The 17224-nt window shown below is 54.9% G+C and carries 17 protein-coding genes; 11 read left to right on the top strand and 6 right to left on the bottom strand.

The window, feature by feature from the left end; genetic code table 11:
- Positions 1-54: 54 nt before the first annotated feature.
- Both HMPREF3107_RS01995 and HMPREF3107_RS01990 read right to left on the bottom strand, forming a co-directional pair.
- Positions 55-249 carry a YbdD/YjiX family protein gene (locus HMPREF3107_RS01995; RefSeq protein ID WP_070452802.1) on the bottom strand — a complete coding sequence of 65 codons (195 nt, stop codon included), beginning with the start codon at positions 247-249 and terminating at the stop codon, positions 55-57.
- Positions 239-2320: a carbon starvation CstA family protein gene (locus HMPREF3107_RS01990; RefSeq protein WP_070452799.1), complete on the bottom strand. Its 2082-nt coding sequence runs from the start codon at positions 2318-2320 to the stop codon at positions 239-241. Before HMPREF3107_RS01990 ends, HMPREF3107_RS01995 begins: the two co-directional genes overlap by 11 nt.
- A 359-nt stretch (positions 2321-2679) precedes the next feature.
- Between HMPREF3107_RS01990 and HMPREF3107_RS01985 the strand changes: the two genes are divergently transcribed.
- Both HMPREF3107_RS01985 and purE read left to right on the top strand, forming a co-directional pair.
- Complete coding sequence (locus tag HMPREF3107_RS01985) at positions 2680-3288, top strand: bacteriohemerythrin (protein WP_070452796.1); 609 nt, start codon at positions 2680-2682, stop codon at positions 3286-3288.
- Positions 3289-3431: 143 nt separating this feature from the next.
- Positions 3432-3920, top strand: a complete 489-nt coding sequence (gene purE, locus HMPREF3107_RS01980) for a 5-(carboxyamino)imidazole ribonucleotide mutase (protein WP_070452793.1) — start codon at positions 3432-3434, stop codon at positions 3918-3920.
- A 282-nt stretch (positions 3921-4202) separates the two neighbouring features.
- Here the strand turns inward: purE and tmk are convergent, their stop codons facing one another.
- Together tmk and HMPREF3107_RS01970 are read right to left on the bottom strand one after the other, a co-directional pair.
- Positions 4203-4826, bottom strand: coding sequence for a dTMP kinase (tmk, locus tag HMPREF3107_RS01975; protein WP_070452790.1), 624 nt, complete (start codon positions 4824-4826; stop codon positions 4203-4205).
- A gap of 40 nt (positions 4827-4866) precedes the next feature.
- On the bottom strand, positions 4867-6894 hold the full coding sequence (locus tag HMPREF3107_RS01970; RefSeq protein WP_070452786.1) for a site-specific recombinase: 2028 nt from the start codon (positions 6892-6894) through the stop codon (positions 4867-4869).
- 156 nt (positions 6895-7050) lie between these two features.
- Between HMPREF3107_RS01970 and HMPREF3107_RS01965 the strand changes: the two genes are divergently transcribed.
- On the top strand, positions 7051-7698 hold the full coding sequence (locus HMPREF3107_RS01965) for an alpha/beta hydrolase (RefSeq protein WP_070452783.1): 648 nt from the start codon (positions 7051-7053) through the stop codon (positions 7696-7698).
- A gap of 105 nt (positions 7699-7803) precedes the next feature.
- On the opposite strand, the gene prmB is transcribed toward HMPREF3107_RS01965, so the two are convergent.
- A complete protein-coding gene (prmB, locus tag HMPREF3107_RS01960) occupies positions 7804-8703 on the bottom strand; it encodes a 50S ribosomal protein L3 N(5)-glutamine methyltransferase (RefSeq protein ID WP_070452780.1) in 900 nt (299 codons plus the stop codon).
- Positions 8704-8854: 151 nt separating this feature from the next.
- Between prmB and recN the strand changes: the two genes are divergently transcribed.
- From recN to mpl, 8 genes are all read left to right on the top strand, one after another.
- The gene (recN, locus tag HMPREF3107_RS01955; protein WP_070452777.1) at positions 8855-10516 is read left to right on the top strand and encodes a DNA repair protein RecN; all 1662 of its coding nucleotides are present in this window, start codon (positions 8855-8857) and stop codon (positions 10514-10516) included.
- A gap of 114 nt (positions 10517-10630) precedes the next feature.
- Positions 10631-11188 carry a hypothetical protein gene (locus HMPREF3107_RS01950; protein ID WP_070452775.1) on the top strand — a complete coding sequence of 186 codons (558 nt, stop codon included), beginning with the start codon at positions 10631-10633 and terminating at the stop codon, positions 11186-11188.
- A gap of 232 nt (positions 11189-11420) precedes the next feature.
- Entirely contained in the window at positions 11421-12446 is a 1026-nt protein-coding gene (lpxK, locus tag HMPREF3107_RS01945; RefSeq protein ID WP_070452772.1) for a tetraacyldisaccharide 4'-kinase, read from the top strand.
- A 206-nt stretch (positions 12447-12652) separates the two neighbouring features.
- Positions 12653-13228: a DUF2059 domain-containing protein gene (locus HMPREF3107_RS01940; RefSeq protein ID WP_070452769.1), complete on the top strand. Its 576-nt coding sequence runs from the start codon at positions 12653-12655 to the stop codon at positions 13226-13228.
- Positions 13229-13298: 70 nt separating this feature from the next.
- The gene (locus HMPREF3107_RS01935; RefSeq protein ID WP_002221286.1) at positions 13299-13481 is read left to right on the top strand and encodes a Trm112 family protein; all 183 of its coding nucleotides are present in this window, start codon (positions 13299-13301) and stop codon (positions 13479-13481) included.
- The gene (gene kdsB, locus HMPREF3107_RS01930; protein WP_070452766.1) at positions 13478-14239 is read left to right on the top strand and encodes a 3-deoxy-manno-octulosonate cytidylyltransferase; all 762 of its coding nucleotides are present in this window, start codon (positions 13478-13480) and stop codon (positions 14237-14239) included. Before HMPREF3107_RS01935 ends, kdsB begins: the two co-directional genes overlap by 4 nt.
- A 112-nt stretch (positions 14240-14351) precedes the next feature.
- A complete protein-coding gene (locus tag HMPREF3107_RS01925) occupies positions 14352-15011 on the top strand; it encodes a hypothetical protein (RefSeq protein ID WP_070452763.1) in 660 nt (219 codons plus the stop codon).
- Between the two features lie 294 nt (positions 15012-15305).
- Positions 15306-16682 carry a UDP-N-acetylmuramate:L-alanyl-gamma-D-glutamyl-meso-diaminopimelate ligase gene (gene mpl / locus HMPREF3107_RS01920; RefSeq protein WP_070452760.1) on the top strand — a complete coding sequence of 459 codons (1377 nt, stop codon included), beginning with the start codon at positions 15306-15308 and terminating at the stop codon, positions 16680-16682.
- A 260-nt stretch (positions 16683-16942) separates the two neighbouring features.
- Here mpl and HMPREF3107_RS11275 read toward each other — a convergent pair whose 3' ends face one another.
- Positions 16943-17071 carry a FeoB-associated Cys-rich membrane protein gene (locus tag HMPREF3107_RS11275; protein WP_003683546.1) on the bottom strand — a complete coding sequence of 43 codons (129 nt, stop codon included), beginning with the start codon at positions 17069-17071 and terminating at the stop codon, positions 16943-16945.
- Positions 17072-17224 lie beyond the last annotated feature (153 nt).

The raw sequence follows: 17224 nt of genomic DNA, 5'->3' as shown, positions 1-17224 counted from the left end.
TGAGGAAAAGGAATTTTGCAAAGGTCTCAGCCTGCTTCATTATGGCACTACGCCTTAGCAGCATCGCCCGCCGTTTGCGCCGCAGCGGCGTTTGCGGCAATAGTCTTGGAATTGCTGCTCGGTCATCACGGGGGCGTTCGGATTATGCCTGCGCTGTTGGGCAACGTAGTTTTCATAATCGGGCACACCTGCCATCAGGTTGGCGGTCAGCCTGGCGGTTTTCCACCAGGCGGCAAGTTTACGCTTCACCTTGTGCCTCCGGTTGTTTGCCGTCGCGGTACACCGCAGGGATTTCTTTCGCGGTCGGCCAAGCCACTTTGCGCGCCTTCAGGGCGGTGCGCCAGCCGTAGATGGCAACGACGACGACGACGGAGAGGAACAATGCGGTCAGGCCGGCATTGATGTAGTCGTTGAAGATAATCTGCGACATTTCGCCGATGTCTTTGGCCGGCGGCAATACTTTGCCTTCATCCAAAGCAGTTTGGAATTTTCCGGCGTGCGCCAAGAAGCTGACGCGCGGGTCGCTGTGGAACAGTTTTTGCAGACCGGCGTAGCAGGTTACAAACAGTACGCCGACGGCAGGAACGAGTGCCACCCAGACATAACGGTCGCGTTTCATCTTAATCAGCACAACGGCACACATAATCAAGGCTACGCCTGCCAGCATTTGGTTGGCGATGCCGAATAGAGGCCAGAGCGAGTTGATGCCGCCCAACGGGTCGGTCACGCCGGTGTAGAGGAAGTAGCCCCACAATGCTACGGCGAAGAAGGTCGCAACCAGGTTGGCAGGGATGGAGTCGGTGTTGCCGAAAGGTTTGTAGAAGATACTGCCCAAGTCTTGAATCATGAAACGTGCGACGCGGGTACCTGCATCGACGGCGGTCAGAATGAACAAGGCTTCAAACAACAGGGCAAAGTGATACCAGAATGCCATCATGGCTTCGCCGGGAATCAGGCGGCTCATGATGTGCGCCATACCGACTGCGAGGGTTGGTGCACCGCCGGCACGGGAAAGGATGGTGCTTTCACCCACTTCTTTTGCCGTGTGCAGCAGTGTTTCAGCTTCCACAGGGAATTGCAGTTTGGTGGTAATGACTTGTGCGGCAGTTGCAGCATCGGTACCAATCAATGCGGCAGGGCTGTTCATGGCGAAGTATACACCCGGATCAAGCGATGAGGCGGCGGCCAGAGCCATAATGGCCACGAAACTTTCCATAATCATACCGCCGTAGCCAATCATGCGGACGTGTTCTTCATTCTCAACCATTTTCGGTGTGGTTCCGGAAGAAATCAGTGCGTGGAAGCCGGAAACCGCACCACAGGCAATGGTAATGAACAAGAACGGGAACAGTGCGCCGGAGAATACGGGGCCGGAACCATCGATAAAGTGGGTTACGGCAGGCATACGCAGATCTGGATTAACAATCACGATGCCCAAAGCCAAGGCCACAATCGTACCGATTTTCAGGAAGGTAGAGAGATAGTCGCGCGGAGTCAGCAGCAACCAAACCGGCAATACCGAAGCCACGAAACCGTAAATCATAATCGCCCAAGTGAGCTGGATACCGTCAAGGTCGAACCAGTGGCCAAAGGAACTGTGCGCCACGTCTTCGCCATATATTACGGCCAACATCAGCAGGATAAAGCCGACGATGGAAATCTCGCCGATTTTGCCCGGGCGGATATAGCGCGTGTAAATACCCATAAACAGCGCAATCGGCATGGTGGCGGCGATGGTGAACGTACCCCAAGGGCTGTGAACCAAGGCTTTCACCACAATCAGCGCCAACACCGCCATGATGATGACCATAATCATCAAAATGCCGATGGACGCAATCACGCCGGGCACGGTACCCAGTTCTTGTTTTACGATATCGCCCAAAGACTTACCGTCACGGCGCATGGAGACGAACAAGACCATCATGTCCTGTACCGCACCGGCAAACACTACGCCGAAGATAATCCACAGCGTACCCGGCAGATAACCCATTTGCGCAGCCAGTACGGGACCGACCAAAGGGCCTGCGCCCGCAATCGCGGCAAAGTGGTGGCCGAACAATACGCCTTTATGCGTCGGCACATAGTCCAAACCATCGTTGTGCCGTTCGGCTGGTGTGAGGCGGTTCGGATCGAGCTGCATCACGTTTTTGGCAATGTACAAGCTGTAGAAACGATAGGCGATGCAGTAGACCGATATGGCGGCGGTTACCATCCATATCGCACTGACATGCTCGCCGCGGCTGACGGCCAAGGTGGTAAAGGAGGCTAGGCCGACTAAAACCACAATGCCCCATATAAGGAACGTTTTCAGCGATTTCATGGTTGAATCCTTAGAATATATAAATAAATACAAAGGGCCTGAGTTATGACACCGGGCAAACAACCACCACAGTGCCTTTATGTGGGGAGACTAAAGATGGTAGTGTGAAGCCCGCTTATAAGATTAACACAAAAACGACAAAATATGCGGCAGACTTAACATATCGAAATCATAAATGCTTTAAATCAGCCCGATTGTGTCAATCTCATTCTTCAGCAGCCTGCCCCCTCCCTCTCAGGCCGTCTGAAATGATGCGCTTCCTGCCGGCTATATTCTTTGACTTAGATTAAGCCGCAGAGTACTTGCATCATTACAATACCGCCCTCACAGGGAAAACCATCAGAACAGGAAACCATAAAATGAGCTATTTCGACTGGACTCCGGATCTCGACACCCACATAGAATTGGTGGATGAGCAACATAAAATCCTGGTCCGCTGCATTAACGAACTGCACGAAGCCAATCAACGCAAGGATTTCGAGGCGGAGGGGAAAATCATCGAAGACCTAATCCGCTATACGGTCGAACATTTTTCCGATGAAGAAAAACTGATGGACGATGCCGGATATCCGCTTAGCAAACAACACAAACAAATCCATCAGCGTTTTGTCGATAAAGTCAGGGAAATCCAACAAAAACAGCGCGAAGGCGAAGACATCGGACAAGAACTGCTGGGCATACTGCACAACTGGCTGTTTACCCATATCAGCCATCACGACAAAGGTTTTATCCCCGCCGTGCAAAAATATTTGGCCGCCAAATCTTCTTACGACGAATTAGAAGCCGAAGCAGCGGTTCGGGCAGCCTTCCAAAATTCGCGCCGCTCACAAAATCCGGCTGTATTCCCCGCCTTTATCGATGACGATGCGGCCGATGCCAACCATTCCGGCAACAACAACGCGCAAGAATCGGAAGACATTTTTTCCAAAGCACGGCAAAATATCAAAAATTTGAAAATTTGGCGTTAGGACAGAACCGGCAGCGGGGCGGACTGCGGAGCATTCCGGCAACGCCTGCCGTTTTTGAAACGATACCCGTTTCAGGCAAAATCAAAACCAGCATCCTCAGGGTTTGAAACCCTGCCTACCCATCAAACGATTAAGGAACCACCATGGCAAAAATCGGCATCATCATGGGCAGCAACAGCGACTGGCCCGTTATGCGGCATGCCGCCCAATTTCTCGAACAATTCGGTATTTCTTACGAAGCGCGCGTCGTTTCCGCCCACCGTACGCCGGATTTGATGTTTGAATACGCGGAAACCGCATGCAAGCGCGGCATTCAGGCCATCATCGCCGGAGCGGGCGGCGCGGCCCACCTGCCCGGCATGGTGGCGGCAAAAACCACCCTGCCCGTACTGGGCGTACCCGTGCCGAGCAAATATCTGAGGGGGGAAGATTCCCTCTTGTCCATCGTCCAAATGCCCAAAGGCATACCCGTCGCCACCTTCGCCATCGGCGAAGCCGGAGCGGCGAATGCCGCGCTGTTTGCGGTTTCCCTGTTGTCAAACCACGATCCCGAACTGGCGGCCAAACTGGCCGATTTCCGCGAACGGCAGAAACAGGCCGTTTTGGAAATGGAACTTCCTGCCGAAGAATAAACTCGGCGGCAATCAATAATGAGGCCGTCTGAAAAGAGTATGGCGGCTTTATCCGCTTTTACTGTTTGCATGAATCATGCAAACCGGCCCGCTTCATATCGACGGCATCTCAGACCTCAAGCTCTTCAGGCTGAGGGAATCCCATTCCATAGCAAGCATAAAACGGATTTACCGTACAAAAATGCCGAACTCATGAATCAATCATGAATTCGGCGTTTTTTATCGCGCAAACAACAACTCGATTCAAAAATCAAACGGCCGTACGACAAGCGTCCGCTGTTTTCAGACGGCCTCGAAATGCGCCTGCAAGGCCGCTTCTACCGCCGCACGCACTTCTTCCCTGCTCCGGTTACTGTCAATGACGCGGTAGCGTTGCGGATGGGCGGCGGCACGATCGAGATAAGCACCGCGCACGCGGGCGAAAAACTCCGCCTCTTCCTGTTCGAAACGGTCTTTCTCACGCGAACGGGCAATGCGTTCGAACGATACCTCAAGCGGCACATCCAGCAGCAGGGTCAGGTTCGGGCGCAGGCTGCCCTGCACCCAGTTTTCCAACACTTCGATGTCCACCGACGGAATACCGCGCCCGCCGCCCTGATAAGCGAAGGTGGCATCGGTGAAACGGTCGGAAACAACGTGGATGCCTTTATCCAAAGCCGGCAGTATCACGTCTTCCAAATGCTGGCGGCGGGCGGCGAACATCAGCAGGGTTTCGGTACGCAGTCCGACGCGGCTGTCGGGCGAGAGCAGCAGGCGGCGTAATTCTTCGCCCAAAGGCGTGCCGCCCGGCTCGCGGGTGAACAGAACTGGCATTCCGCGCCGTTCAAACCATTCGCGCATGGTTTCCAGATGGGTGGATTTGCCCGAACCGTCGATACCGTCGAGTGTCAGAAATTGTGCTTGCATGGTTGTGCCTCGCTAAATGGATTTGCTTTTTTCAGACGGCCTATCCGCCGTTTTTGTTTTCTTTTACTGCTTTTTGAATGTCTGAGGCCGTCTGAACAGGATAAATCAGACTCATCGGATTGGCTTTGATCTGCATCCACATCGAGTCTATCAGTTTCGACAGGCTTTCGATGCGTGTACCGCGCGAACGCAGGGCGACAATCAGCGCGAGCGAGAAGCTGACCAACAGGTTTACCGCGCCTATCATCAACACAAAAGCCAGATTTATCAGGAAATATAGAATGTTACTGCCGTCGCTGACGGCGGCGTAACCCAAGTTGGCCGAAGAAAAGGCAACGTGGCGGATGTCCAGCGGCAGGCCGAGCAGGTGGCCGACCCAGCCCGTCATGCCCAACAGCATGCCGAAAATGAAATTGCCCGCCAGCGAGCCGTAGTGGCGGTGCAGATAGTCGGCCAAACGGGCGCGGATGCCCGGCGGCAGGATTTTTTTCAGCAACGGCTGCACCGTCAGGCGTTGGCGCAGGTTGAGGTAGTCGGCGCGGTTGTCGAAAAAGCCGGAGATGATGCCGGAGCAAAACAGCCACACACCCGCGATTGCGGCATACCACAGCGTCGGCTGGGTGAACGGCTGGAGCGATTTGAACTGGTAGGCAACCGCATCAGCATCCAAGAACGGCCGGCCGTTGTTTTGTGCGAAAGACAACGACACCAGCGTGGCCACCAGTACGGCGATGCAGACGTTTCCGAACACCGCCACGGTCTGCGAACGCGCGACGTCGATCAGCAATTTGGCCAGTTTGCCTTCCACCGCGCCGCGCACCTTGTCGCCCTGCTCCACCGATTCGGCGATGCGGGAAGCGGTCATGGCAGGCTGTTTGGTGGCCACGGTACAGTGCACCATGTGGATGAACATAAAGCCCAAGCCGTAGTTCAGACCGGACAGCAGGGCGGTGGAGAAATCGCCCAAGCCCCAGCCGGCAATGTTGATTTTATTGCCCGCCATCAGGGCGATAATCACGCCGCCGCCCGAAGCCGAAGCCAACATGCCCCAATATTCGCGCCTGTTGCGCGTGATGTAATGTTCGCCGTGGCCGCTGGAGTTCTCCGTAATGCTGCGCGCCAGCATTTTGATGCTGCGCCGCCTCAGCAGCTCCGTGCTGTGCTGTTCCACGGCGGCCATCGTCAGGGAACGCAGCAAACGTACGGTATGGCGGCGGTAGGCGCGGACGTTTTCAGCCGTTTGGATTTCCAACAATACATCCAACCGGTCGAGCGTTTGCGACAGCCTTTCCAATAGGTGCGCCACCTTGACCGACGAACCCGCGCCCGCGCCGGTGCCCCGTTTGCGCAGCCTCTCCACCTGCTGCCGGCATTGCTCCATCATCACTTCGAGGTGGGCGGTATCGAATGCCTCTTTGCAATCGGGCCGGCGGTAATGCGCCACCAGCCGGCTGATTTCCTGATGCAGGGCGACGAATGCCGAATCCACTTCCATCAGTTTCGGTTCGATGCGGGTAAACTCGGGTTCCAATTCCTCCGCCGCCACCCAAATCGACAGCATTTCCAAGGCATGAAGCCGCGCCTGCGTCAGATGCCTTGCGGCCGTCTGAACCGTTGCATCCTCCGCGCCCGCACGCAGGCAGCCGTACAGCTTCAACCAACGGCGCAAGTTAATGGTTTCCAGCCATTTTTCATCGTTCTGCGAATGAAACAGATGCAGGAAGACATCGCGCAGGTTATTCAAATCCTTAAACGACGGCATAAAGCGTTCATAGATTCGGATACCGATTTCGCGTGCAAAACCGCTGCGCGAAAAAATGCCCAAGCCGACCAAGGCCGGATAAACGTGTACGCCGCCCAGCCATTGGTAAAAACGGCTGCCGAACAGTGCCGCCAATTCCGAATCCCGCCGCAGCACATCCAGCAAAAGGTCGAAACGCTGCCCCGCGCGCCTGATACCGCCCCTGCGCAAAAATTGCACCAGCGCGTCGAGTATCGTCGCCATATCCTTTTTCGCCAGTGCCTCGGCCAGCAGGACGGGCAGGTTGTCCGGAGTGATTTTTTTCATGATTAGAATGTTTGGTGTGGAAAGCGGGGGAAGGAAAATAACGGAAAGGCGCGGTGATGTAAAGGCCGTCTGAAAAATCGTTCAGGCTATCCTTCATAGACAAAGCCCGACCGCCGCCTTTACAATCCGCCATCCGAAACCGCAAGGAACGCCATCATGAACCAACCGGAAGTTTTGAGCATCAACGGCCCCGTAGGCACGCTCGAAACCATTTTCCTGCCGTCGCAAACCGCCCCGCAGGGCGTGGCGGTCATCAACCACCCCAACCCGCTGCAAGGCGGCACCAACACCAACAAAGTCATCCAAACCGCAGCCAAAGCCCTCAACCGGCTGGGTTTCCACTGTTACCTGCCCAACCTGCGCGGCGTCGGCAACAGCGGCGGAGAACACGATTACGGCCGTGGCGAAACGGAAGACTGCCTGGCCGTTATCGACTACGCCCGCAGCCGCCACCCCGAAGTACCGAAACTGGTCATCGCGGGCTTTTCCTTCGGCGGCTACGTTTCCCTTTTCGCCGCCGCCCGCCAGACCCCTGACTTACTGCTGCTGATGGGCCCTGCCGTGCGCCACTACGATCGCGAACGCGAACCCGATGCGCCGAACCCGGCCCGCACCCTGCTGATACACGGCGAGCTGGACGAAGTCGTCAAACCGCAGCAGGCATTGGACTGGGCGGCCGGACAAGACATCCCCGTCATCCTCATCCCCCAAGCCTCGCACTTCTTCCACGGCAAATTGATTCCCCTGCGCGACACCATCCAACGTTTCGCCCCCGCCATACTGCAACAGGCAGATGCCCGATAAGGCAGCCCATTACGGCCGAGGCCGTCTGAAAACCGTTTCCGACAAGAAAAAACGGTTTTCAGACGGCCTCAGGCTTTTTTCAATGCCGGGCGGCACTGCTTCCGCTTATTCCTCACCCAGCAACTGTTCGCGCGTCAGCAGGAACACGAAGCCGTCGCCGCCGCTGGTTTCCAGCCAGGTAAACGGCAGTTCGGGATAAGCGGCTTCCAACACATCGCGGTTGTGGCCGATTTCTACCAGCAGCACGCCGCGCGGATTGAGGAACTTCGCCGCCTGCAGAATAATTTGCCGCGTCGCGTCCAATCCGTCTTCGCCGCTGCCCAAGGCCTCTTCCGGCTCGTGCAAATATTCCGGCGGCAGTTCGGCCACCGACTCGGCATCGACATAGGGCGGATTGGAAACGATTAAGTCGTAAGTGCCTTCCAAGCCTTCGAACAAATCCGTATGAATCAGATTGATACGGTCTTCCAAGCCGTAATCTTCCACATTGACGGCCGCCACTTCCAGCGCATCCAGGCTGATATCGACCGCATCGACGTCCGCCGCCGGATAGTGATGCGCCATCTGGATGGCCAGACAGCCGCTTCCGGTGCACAAATCCAAAGCCGTATGCACCAGCTCGTCATACTCTATCCACGGGCGCAGCGGTTCGCCCAGCAGTTCATAAATAAACGAACGCGGCACAAGCACCCGTTCGTCCACATAAAAATCAAATTCGCCCTGCCAAGCCTGATTCGTCAAATACGCCACCGGCACACGTTCGTTTACCCGCCGCTCGATCAAAGCCAGCAGGCCGCGTTTTTCAGACGGCAGCAAAACCGCGTCCAGATAAGGTTCCAGCAAATCCAGCGGCAGATTCAGCGTGTGCAGGATCAGATAAGCGGCTTCGTCGTGCGCATTGTCGCTGCCGTGGCCGAACGCCAGCCCCGCCTCATTGAAACGGCTGACGGCAAAGCGCAACATATCGCGCACGGTGGAAAGGTATCGTTCGGCTTCTTTAAACATAATTTATCCGGTGTAATTTTAAAAACGGCGCGGATTATACCTTACTTTCAGACGGCCTTTGCCCCGCCGCGACCGCGCAAGACAAGCAAACAGTCGTCTCACGGCCGCTTCCCCTATATAATCGCCGCCCACGACATCCAAAGGATTCACCATGCTGCTGGCACTTTCCCTCAACGACTTCGTCATCGTAGACCGACTCAACCTCGACTTCCAACCTGGTTTCACCGTATTGACCGGCGAAACCGGCGCCGGAAAATCCATCACCCTCGACGCCATCGGCCTGCTGTTGGGCGACAAGGCCGACTACGGCCAAATCAGGCAGGGCGCGGCAGAAGCACGCCTCTCCGCTCTGTTCGACCTTTCCGAACTGCCCGAATTGCAGGCCGAACTGCGCGAACAAGGGCTGCTGGCGGAAGATGCGGAAGAACTCTCCGTCCGCCGCATCATCGATGCCAAAGGAAAAAGCCGCAGCTACATCAACAACCAGGCCGCCACCCTGTCGCAACTGAAAAGCATAGGCAGCCGCCTGATCGACATTCACGGCCAAAACGCCCACCACTCGCTCAACCAAGAAGCCGCGCAGCGCGAACTGCTGGATGCCTTTGCCGGCTGCACCGCACTGGCGGGCGAAGTCAAAGCCGCCTACCAAAGCTGGCAAAACGCCAACCAAGCCCTGAAGGCCGCCCAAACCCAAAGCGAAAACCTGCAAATCGAACGCGAACGGCTGGAATGGCAGTTTGACGAACTCAGCCGCCTCGCCCCCGCGCCCGGCGAATGGGAAACCGTCAGCCAAAGCCACGACAGCCTCGCCCACGCCGCCGAATTGATGGAAACCGCACAGGAAACTGAAGAAGCCATCAACGGCGACAACGGCCTGCAGGCGCAAATCTACCGCTGCCAGAAAAAGCTCGAAGCCCTCAGCCGCATAGAGCCGCGCTTCAACGAAAGCCTGAACCTTCTGGCCAGCATCGAAGCCGAATTGGGCGAAGTATCCGCCAACATGCGCGACGTAGCCTCCCGCAGCGACCTCGATCCGGCCGAACTGGCCGCACAAGAACAACGCCTGGGCGAACTGATGGGCATGGCGCGCAAATACCGCGTCGAACCGCAGGATTTGCCGGCTAAAATGCAGGAAATCGAAGCCGCGCTGCAACAGTTTCAAGCCGCCGCCGACATTGCCGCCCTCGAAACCGCTGCCGAACGCTGCGAAAAACAATACCACGAAGCGGCACAGCAACTTTCCGCCGGCCGCCGTCAGGCCGCCGAACGCCTCGGCAGCGAAACCGCCGCCCACATGCAGGAATTGGCCATGAAGGGTGCGCGCTTCCACATCGAACTGCTGCCCGCCTCCCCGTCCGCCTTCGGACTGGAACAAGTGCAATACCAAGTAGCCGCCAACAAAGGCAGCCCGCTGCGCCCGCTGAACAAAGTCGCCTCCGGCGGCGAACTGGCGCGCATCAGCCTCGCCCTGCAAGTCGTCACCAGCCAATATACCCAAACGCCGACCCTGATTTTCGACGAAGTGGACACCGGCATCGGCGGCGGCGTGGCCGAAACGGTGGGCCGCGCCCTGCGGAGCCTCGGCAGGAAACACCAAGTGCTGGCCGTTACCCACCTGCCCCAAGTGGCCGCCTGCGGCGAACAGCATTGGCAGGTCAGGAAAAACAGCGAGGGCGAGCAAACCGTCAGCAGCATCCGCGTACTCTCCGCCGAAGAACGGGTGGAAGAAATCGCCCGTATGCTCGGCGGCGAAACCCTCACCGCCACCACGCGCAGCCATGCCGCCGAACTGCTGGAAATGGCGGCACGCTGAACAACGACGCCGCATACGGCCAGGCCGTCTGAAAAGCGGGTTTCCCGAACATATTTTCAGACGGTCTGAAATGATAATATCGGGGTTTGCCCCTTTCCATCCACGGAAACGAAAATGAACAAAATCGGCATCTTCCTGACACTGACTTTCGGCTGCACCCTGCCCGCCGCCGCAGAATGCCTGATCAGTCCGACCAGCATCGGCAACGTCTCACTCGGGCAGAACCTGAAACAGGTCAGGCAAAAATTTCCCAAAGCGAAATTCAAACGGGAAAGTGATGCCGAAGGTGCGGCCTTTGTCGACATCACACTGTCCAAAGATATTACCGTGTCGGCCCATTTGAACGGCGACGACGATCCCGATGCGCCTTTGCGGCTGAATAAGAAAATTATCTGGCTGGGCACCTCCTCCCCGGCCTGCCGCACCGCTTCTGGCATCCGCCCGGGCATGGAAATCCAAGATGCGGAAGCAAAACTGGGCAAGCTCAAACGCATCAACCTGTCGGAAATCGAAATGCGCGAAACCGCCGAATTTACCCGTATGCCGAAACAGATGACGTTCCGAGTCGAAAGCGGGGCGGGAATTTATGCGGATCAAGACAAAATACCGAACCAAACCCGCCGCTATCGCAAAAACTCCCGCATAGAAACCATTTCCGTTTCATCATATTGATTGCCACGACAACCCAACCGAAAGATATGGCGGATGAACAAAAATCAAGACAAGGCGGCGAAGCCGCAGACAGTACAGATAGTACGGAACCGATTCACTTGGTGCTTCAGCACCTTAGAGAATCGTTCTCTTTGAGCTAAGGCGGGGCAACGCCGCACCGGTTTCAATTCAACCCGCTATAAAACCTGCCTGCCGCCATACATTCCCACCCCGTACCCCGAAGGCCGTCTGAATGCCCAAGCCCCATCAAATCATCGAACGCCATTGGCAACACCCCAATCCGTTTTTATCTTTCCTGCTCAAGCCCTTATCCAAACTGTTTGCCAAAATTGCGGCGAAACGGCGAGATGATTTCGTTTCAGGCCGTCTGAAAAGCGAAAAGCTGCCCGTGCCTGTGGTCGTGGTCGGCAATATCCACGCGGGCGGGACGGGGAAAACGCCGATTGTCGCCGCGCTGGTGTCGGGTTTGCAGGAAAAAGGCGTCAAGGTCGGCATCATCAGCCGGGGCTACGGGCGCAAGAGCAAGGCGGTTCATGTATTGAATACCGCGAGCCGAGCGGAAGATGCGGGTGACGAGCCTTTGCTGCTGTTCCGTAAAACCGGTGCGCCGACGGCGGTGGGCAGCAGCCGCTTGGAGGCAGGCAGGGCGTTGCTGGCGGCGCATACCGACATCGGGCTGATTGTGGCGGACGACGGTTTGCAGCATTACGCCCTGCGGCGCGATGTCGAAATCGCGGTGTTTCCGGCGGCGGATACGGGGCGAACGGATTTGGATTTACTGCCCAACGGCAGTTTGCGCGAACCTTTGTCGCGGCTGAATTCGGTGGATGCGGTCGTGATCAGCGGCGGCATGGCAGATGCGTCGTTTGCGCCGTCTGAAAATATGTTCCACAGCCGTATTGAAACGGGACGGATTTACCGTTTGAACCATCCGTCCGAAATACTGGACACAGGTCGTCTGAAAAACCAAACCGTCGCCGCCGTGGCGGGTATCGCCAAGCCGGAGCGTTTTTTCGATTCGCTGCGGAACATGGGCATCACGTTGAACCAAACCATCGCGCTGCCCGACCATGCCGACATTGCAGCGGCAGATTTGCCGGATGCGGACACGGTGATTATTACGGAAAAGGATGCGGTCAAGTTTTCAGACGGCCTCAATATGAATCATGTATGGGTATTGCCTGTTTGTGCGATAATCGAGCCTGATTTGGCAGGATTTGTGTTGGGACGGCTGGAGCGTGCGCCGAAGGTCGTCTGAAAGCACGGTTTAGGCGAAGTTATCATGGACTCGAATAATAACGCCTCACGCCGTCATTCCCGTGCTGGCGGGAATCCAGACCTTGAATTTTCAGGAATGCCTGGGGGACTTCAGAAATCCCAAATCTCCGGATTCCCTTCTGCGCAGGAATGATGGAAGCCGGTTGTATTTTTTATCTGCATTAATCATTCGTTAAAGGAGTGGATATGAAACTGAAAACCTTATTATTGCCCTTCGCCGCGCTGGCATTGTGTGCCAACGCATTTGCCGCCCCGCCCAGCGATGCGTCGCTGGAGCGTCTGTTTGAAGTACAAAGGATGGACGCTCTGTTGGATCAGTCTTTACAAAGGGTTGAGGGCATTATGCTTGCTAATCCGAATATACAGAATTTTTTGAAAGATGCACCGGCCGACAAGCGTCCGCAGTTGGAAGCAGCCTTGAGAAATCATGCAAATCGAATAGTTACCGAAATCAATACGCCGCAAGTGCGTGCCCAATTTCGTAAAGCAGGTATGGACGGCATAAAGACGGTTTATACTCAGGAAGAAGTCGATGCGTTGATCGGATTTTACGGCACGGAGGTAGGTCAGTCTATACTCGATAAAATGCCGCGCTATCTTGAGGCAACGACGAATCCGATGATGACCATCGTCACCGAAAAATACGAAAAATCAAATCAAAACGAAAAATTAGTCCGAGAAATCCATCAGATTATGTGCGGCGGCAAAAATCCTGCCCCAGACTGCTCAACGCAACCCCCAAAAGCGGCACGGAGAAAATAATGCCGCTTGAGGCCGTCTGAAAACGAGCGAAGCGAGCTTCGCTAAAACCATCAAACCCGAAAGAAACCCCATGGAAAAAAAATTCTTAGACATCCTCGTCTGCCCCGTTACCAAAGGCAGGCTGGAATATCATCAGGACAAACAGGAATTGTGGAGCCGTCAGGCGAAGCTGGCTTATCCGATTAAAGACGGCATTCCCTATATGCTGGAAAACGAAGCACGAGCGTTGAGCGAAGAGGAACTCAAAGCATGACCGAATTCGTCGTATTGATTCCGGTGCGGCTGGATTCATCGCGCCTACCCGGAAAAGCCTTGGCGGATATTCACGGCAAACCGATGGTCGTGCGCGTTGCCGAACAGGCGGCAAAAAGCAAAGCCGCGCGCGTCGTCGTTGCCACCGACCATCCCGATATTCATGCAGCCTGTCAGGCGCACGGCGTCGAAGTCGTCATGACTTCAAACCGGCACGAAAGCGGCACGACCCGCCTTGCCGAAGCCGCTGCTGCGCTGAAACTGCCGCAACATCTGGTGGTCGTCAACGTACAGGGCGACGAGCCGCTGATTGCCCCCGAACTCATCGACCGCACCGCCGAAGTCTTGGTGGAAAACAACGTGCAGATGGCGACCGCGGCACACGAATTGCACGATTTCGACGAATTTATGAATCCCAACGTCGTCAAAGTCGTCCTCGACAAAAACCGCAACGCCATCTACTTCAGCCGCGCCCCGATTCCCTATCCACGCGATGCCATGCGTGCTGAAAAACGCGAATTGCCCGCCGAAACCGCCGTCCTGCGCCATATCGGCATCTACGCCTACCGCGCAGGCTTCCTGCAACGCTACGCCGAAATGAGCGTTTCGCCGCTGGAAACCATCGAATCGTTGGAACAACTGCGCGTCCTGTGGCACGGCTACCCGATTGCCGTCGAAACCGCCAAAGAAGCCCCTGCCGCCGGCGTGGATACGCAAGAGGATTTGGACAGGGTCAGGGCTGCGTTCGAGGTCGTCTGAAAACGAGCGAAGCGAGTTTCGCTAAAATCCGAAATCAGTCGGTTTCGGCATTAGGTTTCGCGAGCAAAGCCCGTGCTACGGGCTATTGAATTTGCCATCATCAGGAATTGCTATGAAACGCAGCATATTGATATTTTTATCCTGCATCGCCCTGCCTGTTTGCGCCGCCGATTTTTCCGCGTACGTTCCAAAAGGTTGGAAAATCATCAAAAGCGTGGAGGGGGATTTAAACGGCGACAATCAAGCCGATGCTGTTTTGGTGCTGCAAAAGCAAGACAAGGCAAACATCATCCCAAACGACTCTATGGGACTACCTGAATTGGATACCAATCCGAGGATGTTGAAAGTATTGTTCAAGCAGGCAGACGGTTACAAGACGGCTGTCGAAAACACAACGTTGATTCCGCCTGAAAGCGATAAAGATAAAGGATGTCTGAATGACCCGCTTTCTGATGTATCCATCGATAAAGGTCGTCTGAAAGTCCATTTTGAAGATTTTTTCAGTTGCGGAAACTGGTGGAAAGACCGCAGTGACTACCTATTCCGTTACCAAAACGACCGCTTTCTCCTGATTGGATATTCATATCACGAATATCACAGAGCTTCGGGCGAAATTGAGGAGTACAGCGACAATTATCTGACTGGAAAGCGGAAGAGAACGACTGGCGGCAATGTGTTCGGTTCGTCGAAAGACCGTCCGAAAGTCAAATGGGAAAGATTGAAAGCGAAACCTTATTATTTGGACGAGCCTTATCACGATCCAATGGAGTGAGATAGGTCGTCTGAAAATGATGGGCTGTAAAAAGCTGTTTTTCAGTAAACACCAAACCCGATCATCCGTTTTACCCAAAACACCAACAGAAAGCCCTTTATAACTGATTTACGCCATTTGAGCCGCGAAGAGCAAAAACTGCTTGCCGATGTTGCCCTGCGTTATTTTTAAAAACAACCGCTAATAACTTAACCATGCAATGCTGAAAATGGAAACTGCATGAGTTGTTAGTCATTTCGTCATCGTACTTTCAAACAGTATTTTAGATTTAACTTCATTTAAAGATTCAAGATTATGAAACACATCCACATTATCGGTATCGGCGGCACATTTATGGGCGGCGTAGCGGCTATTGCCAAAGAAGCAGGTTTTAAAGTCAGCGGTTGCGACGCGAAGATGTATCCGCCGATGAGCACCCAGCTTGAAGCCTTAGGTATAGGCGTACACGAAGGTTTTGATGCCGCTCAATTAGACGAATTTAAAGCCGATATTTACGTTATCGGCAATGTTGCCAAACGCGGCATGGATGTGGTTGAAGCGATTTTAAACCGCGGCCTACCTTATATTTCCGGCCCACAATGGCTTGCTGAAAACGTATTACACCAACACTGGGTACTCGGCGTAGCCGGAACACACGGCAAAACGACTACCGCCTCTATGCTGGCATGGGTCTTGGAATATGCCGGTCTCGCACCAGGCTTCCTGATTGGCGGCGTACCGGAAAACTTCAGCGTTTCCGCCCGCCTGCCGCAAACGCCGCGCCAAGATCCAAACAGCAAATCGCCGTTTTTCGTCATCGAAGCCGACGAATACGATACCGCCTTTTTCGACAAGCGCTCCAAATTCGTACATTACCGTCCGCGTACTGCCGTGTTGAACAATCTGGAATTTGACCACGCTGACATCTTCGCCGATTTGGGCGCGATACAGACCCAGTTCCACCACCTCGTGCGCACCGTGCCGTCCGAAGGCTTAATCATCTGCAACGGACAGCAACAAAGCCTGCAAGACACTCTCGACAAAGGCTGCTGGACACCGGTGGAAAAATTCGGTACCGAACACGGCTGGCAGGTCGGCGAAGTGAATGCAGACGGCTCGTTCGACGTGTTGCTTGACAGTAAAAAAGCCGGACACGTCGCATGGAATTTGATGGGCGGACACAACCGCATGAATGCGCTCGCCGTCATCGCTGCCGCACGCCATGCCGGCGTCGATATTCAGACCGCCTGCGAAGCCTTGAGCGCGTTTAAAAACGTCAAACGCCGCATGGAAATCAAAGGCACGGTAAACGGCATCACTGTTTACGACGACTTCGCCCACCACCCGACCGCCATCGAAACCACCATCGAAGGCCTGCGCCAGCGCGTCGGAAACGCCCGCATCCTCGCCGTCCTCGAGCCGCGTTCCAACACCATGAAACTCGGCACCATGAAAGCCGCCTTACCCGAAAGCCTCAAAGATGCAGACCAAGTGTTCTGCTACGCCGGCGGCGTGGACTGGAACGTCGCCGAAGCCCTCGCTCCTTTGGGCGGCAAGCTGCACGTCGGACAAGACTTCGATGCCTTCGTTGCCGAAATCGTGAAAAATGCCGAAGCAGGCGACCATATTTTGGTGATGAGCAATGGCGGTTTTGGCGGGATACACGGGAAGCTGCTGGAAGCGTTGAAATAAGGTTGGTTGAAATTTTGGAATGTATGAGGCCGTCTGAAAGCCGAAGTTTGGTTTTCAGACGGCCTTTTGTTATAGAGCGATTTAGATGGATTGCCTGGGTTGTTGAAGTTCACGCTTAGGGTTCGTTTGAAAAGCCATGGATTCGACTACTGACATCCGGCGGCATATTCGATATTCCTGTCGTTTCAACCATAGCCCAAATATACAAAAGGCCGTCTGAAACGATTTCAGACGGCCTTTACTTGTCGAACCCTCTTTATTTAACCGCAACCGCCGCATTTGCCGCAGCCGCTGCTGCAATCGCGTTTTTTCGGTTTGAATACGAATTTTCGCAAGAGGAAGAATACGCAAGCGAGCATAATCAAGCCGACGATAATATATTGAGTCATCACATTATCCTTGAAGTAATTTGGTAAACCACAAATGCGGCAAAGTAAGCCATCAGGAACAAATAGCCGGTAATCATCACCATATTTTTTGTGGATTTGGTTTCGCGTTTAATCACAGCCAGAGATCTTTGCAAAAAAGCCCTTCCTTCGACA

The organism is Neisseria sp. HMSC31F04, from assembly GCF_001807735.1.
GTDB lineage: Bacteria > Pseudomonadota > Gammaproteobacteria > Burkholderiales > Neisseriaceae > Neisseria > Neisseria elongata.
The sequence above is the reverse complement of the archived record's forward strand: the minus strand, read 5'-3'. Positions and strand labels throughout refer to the sequence as shown.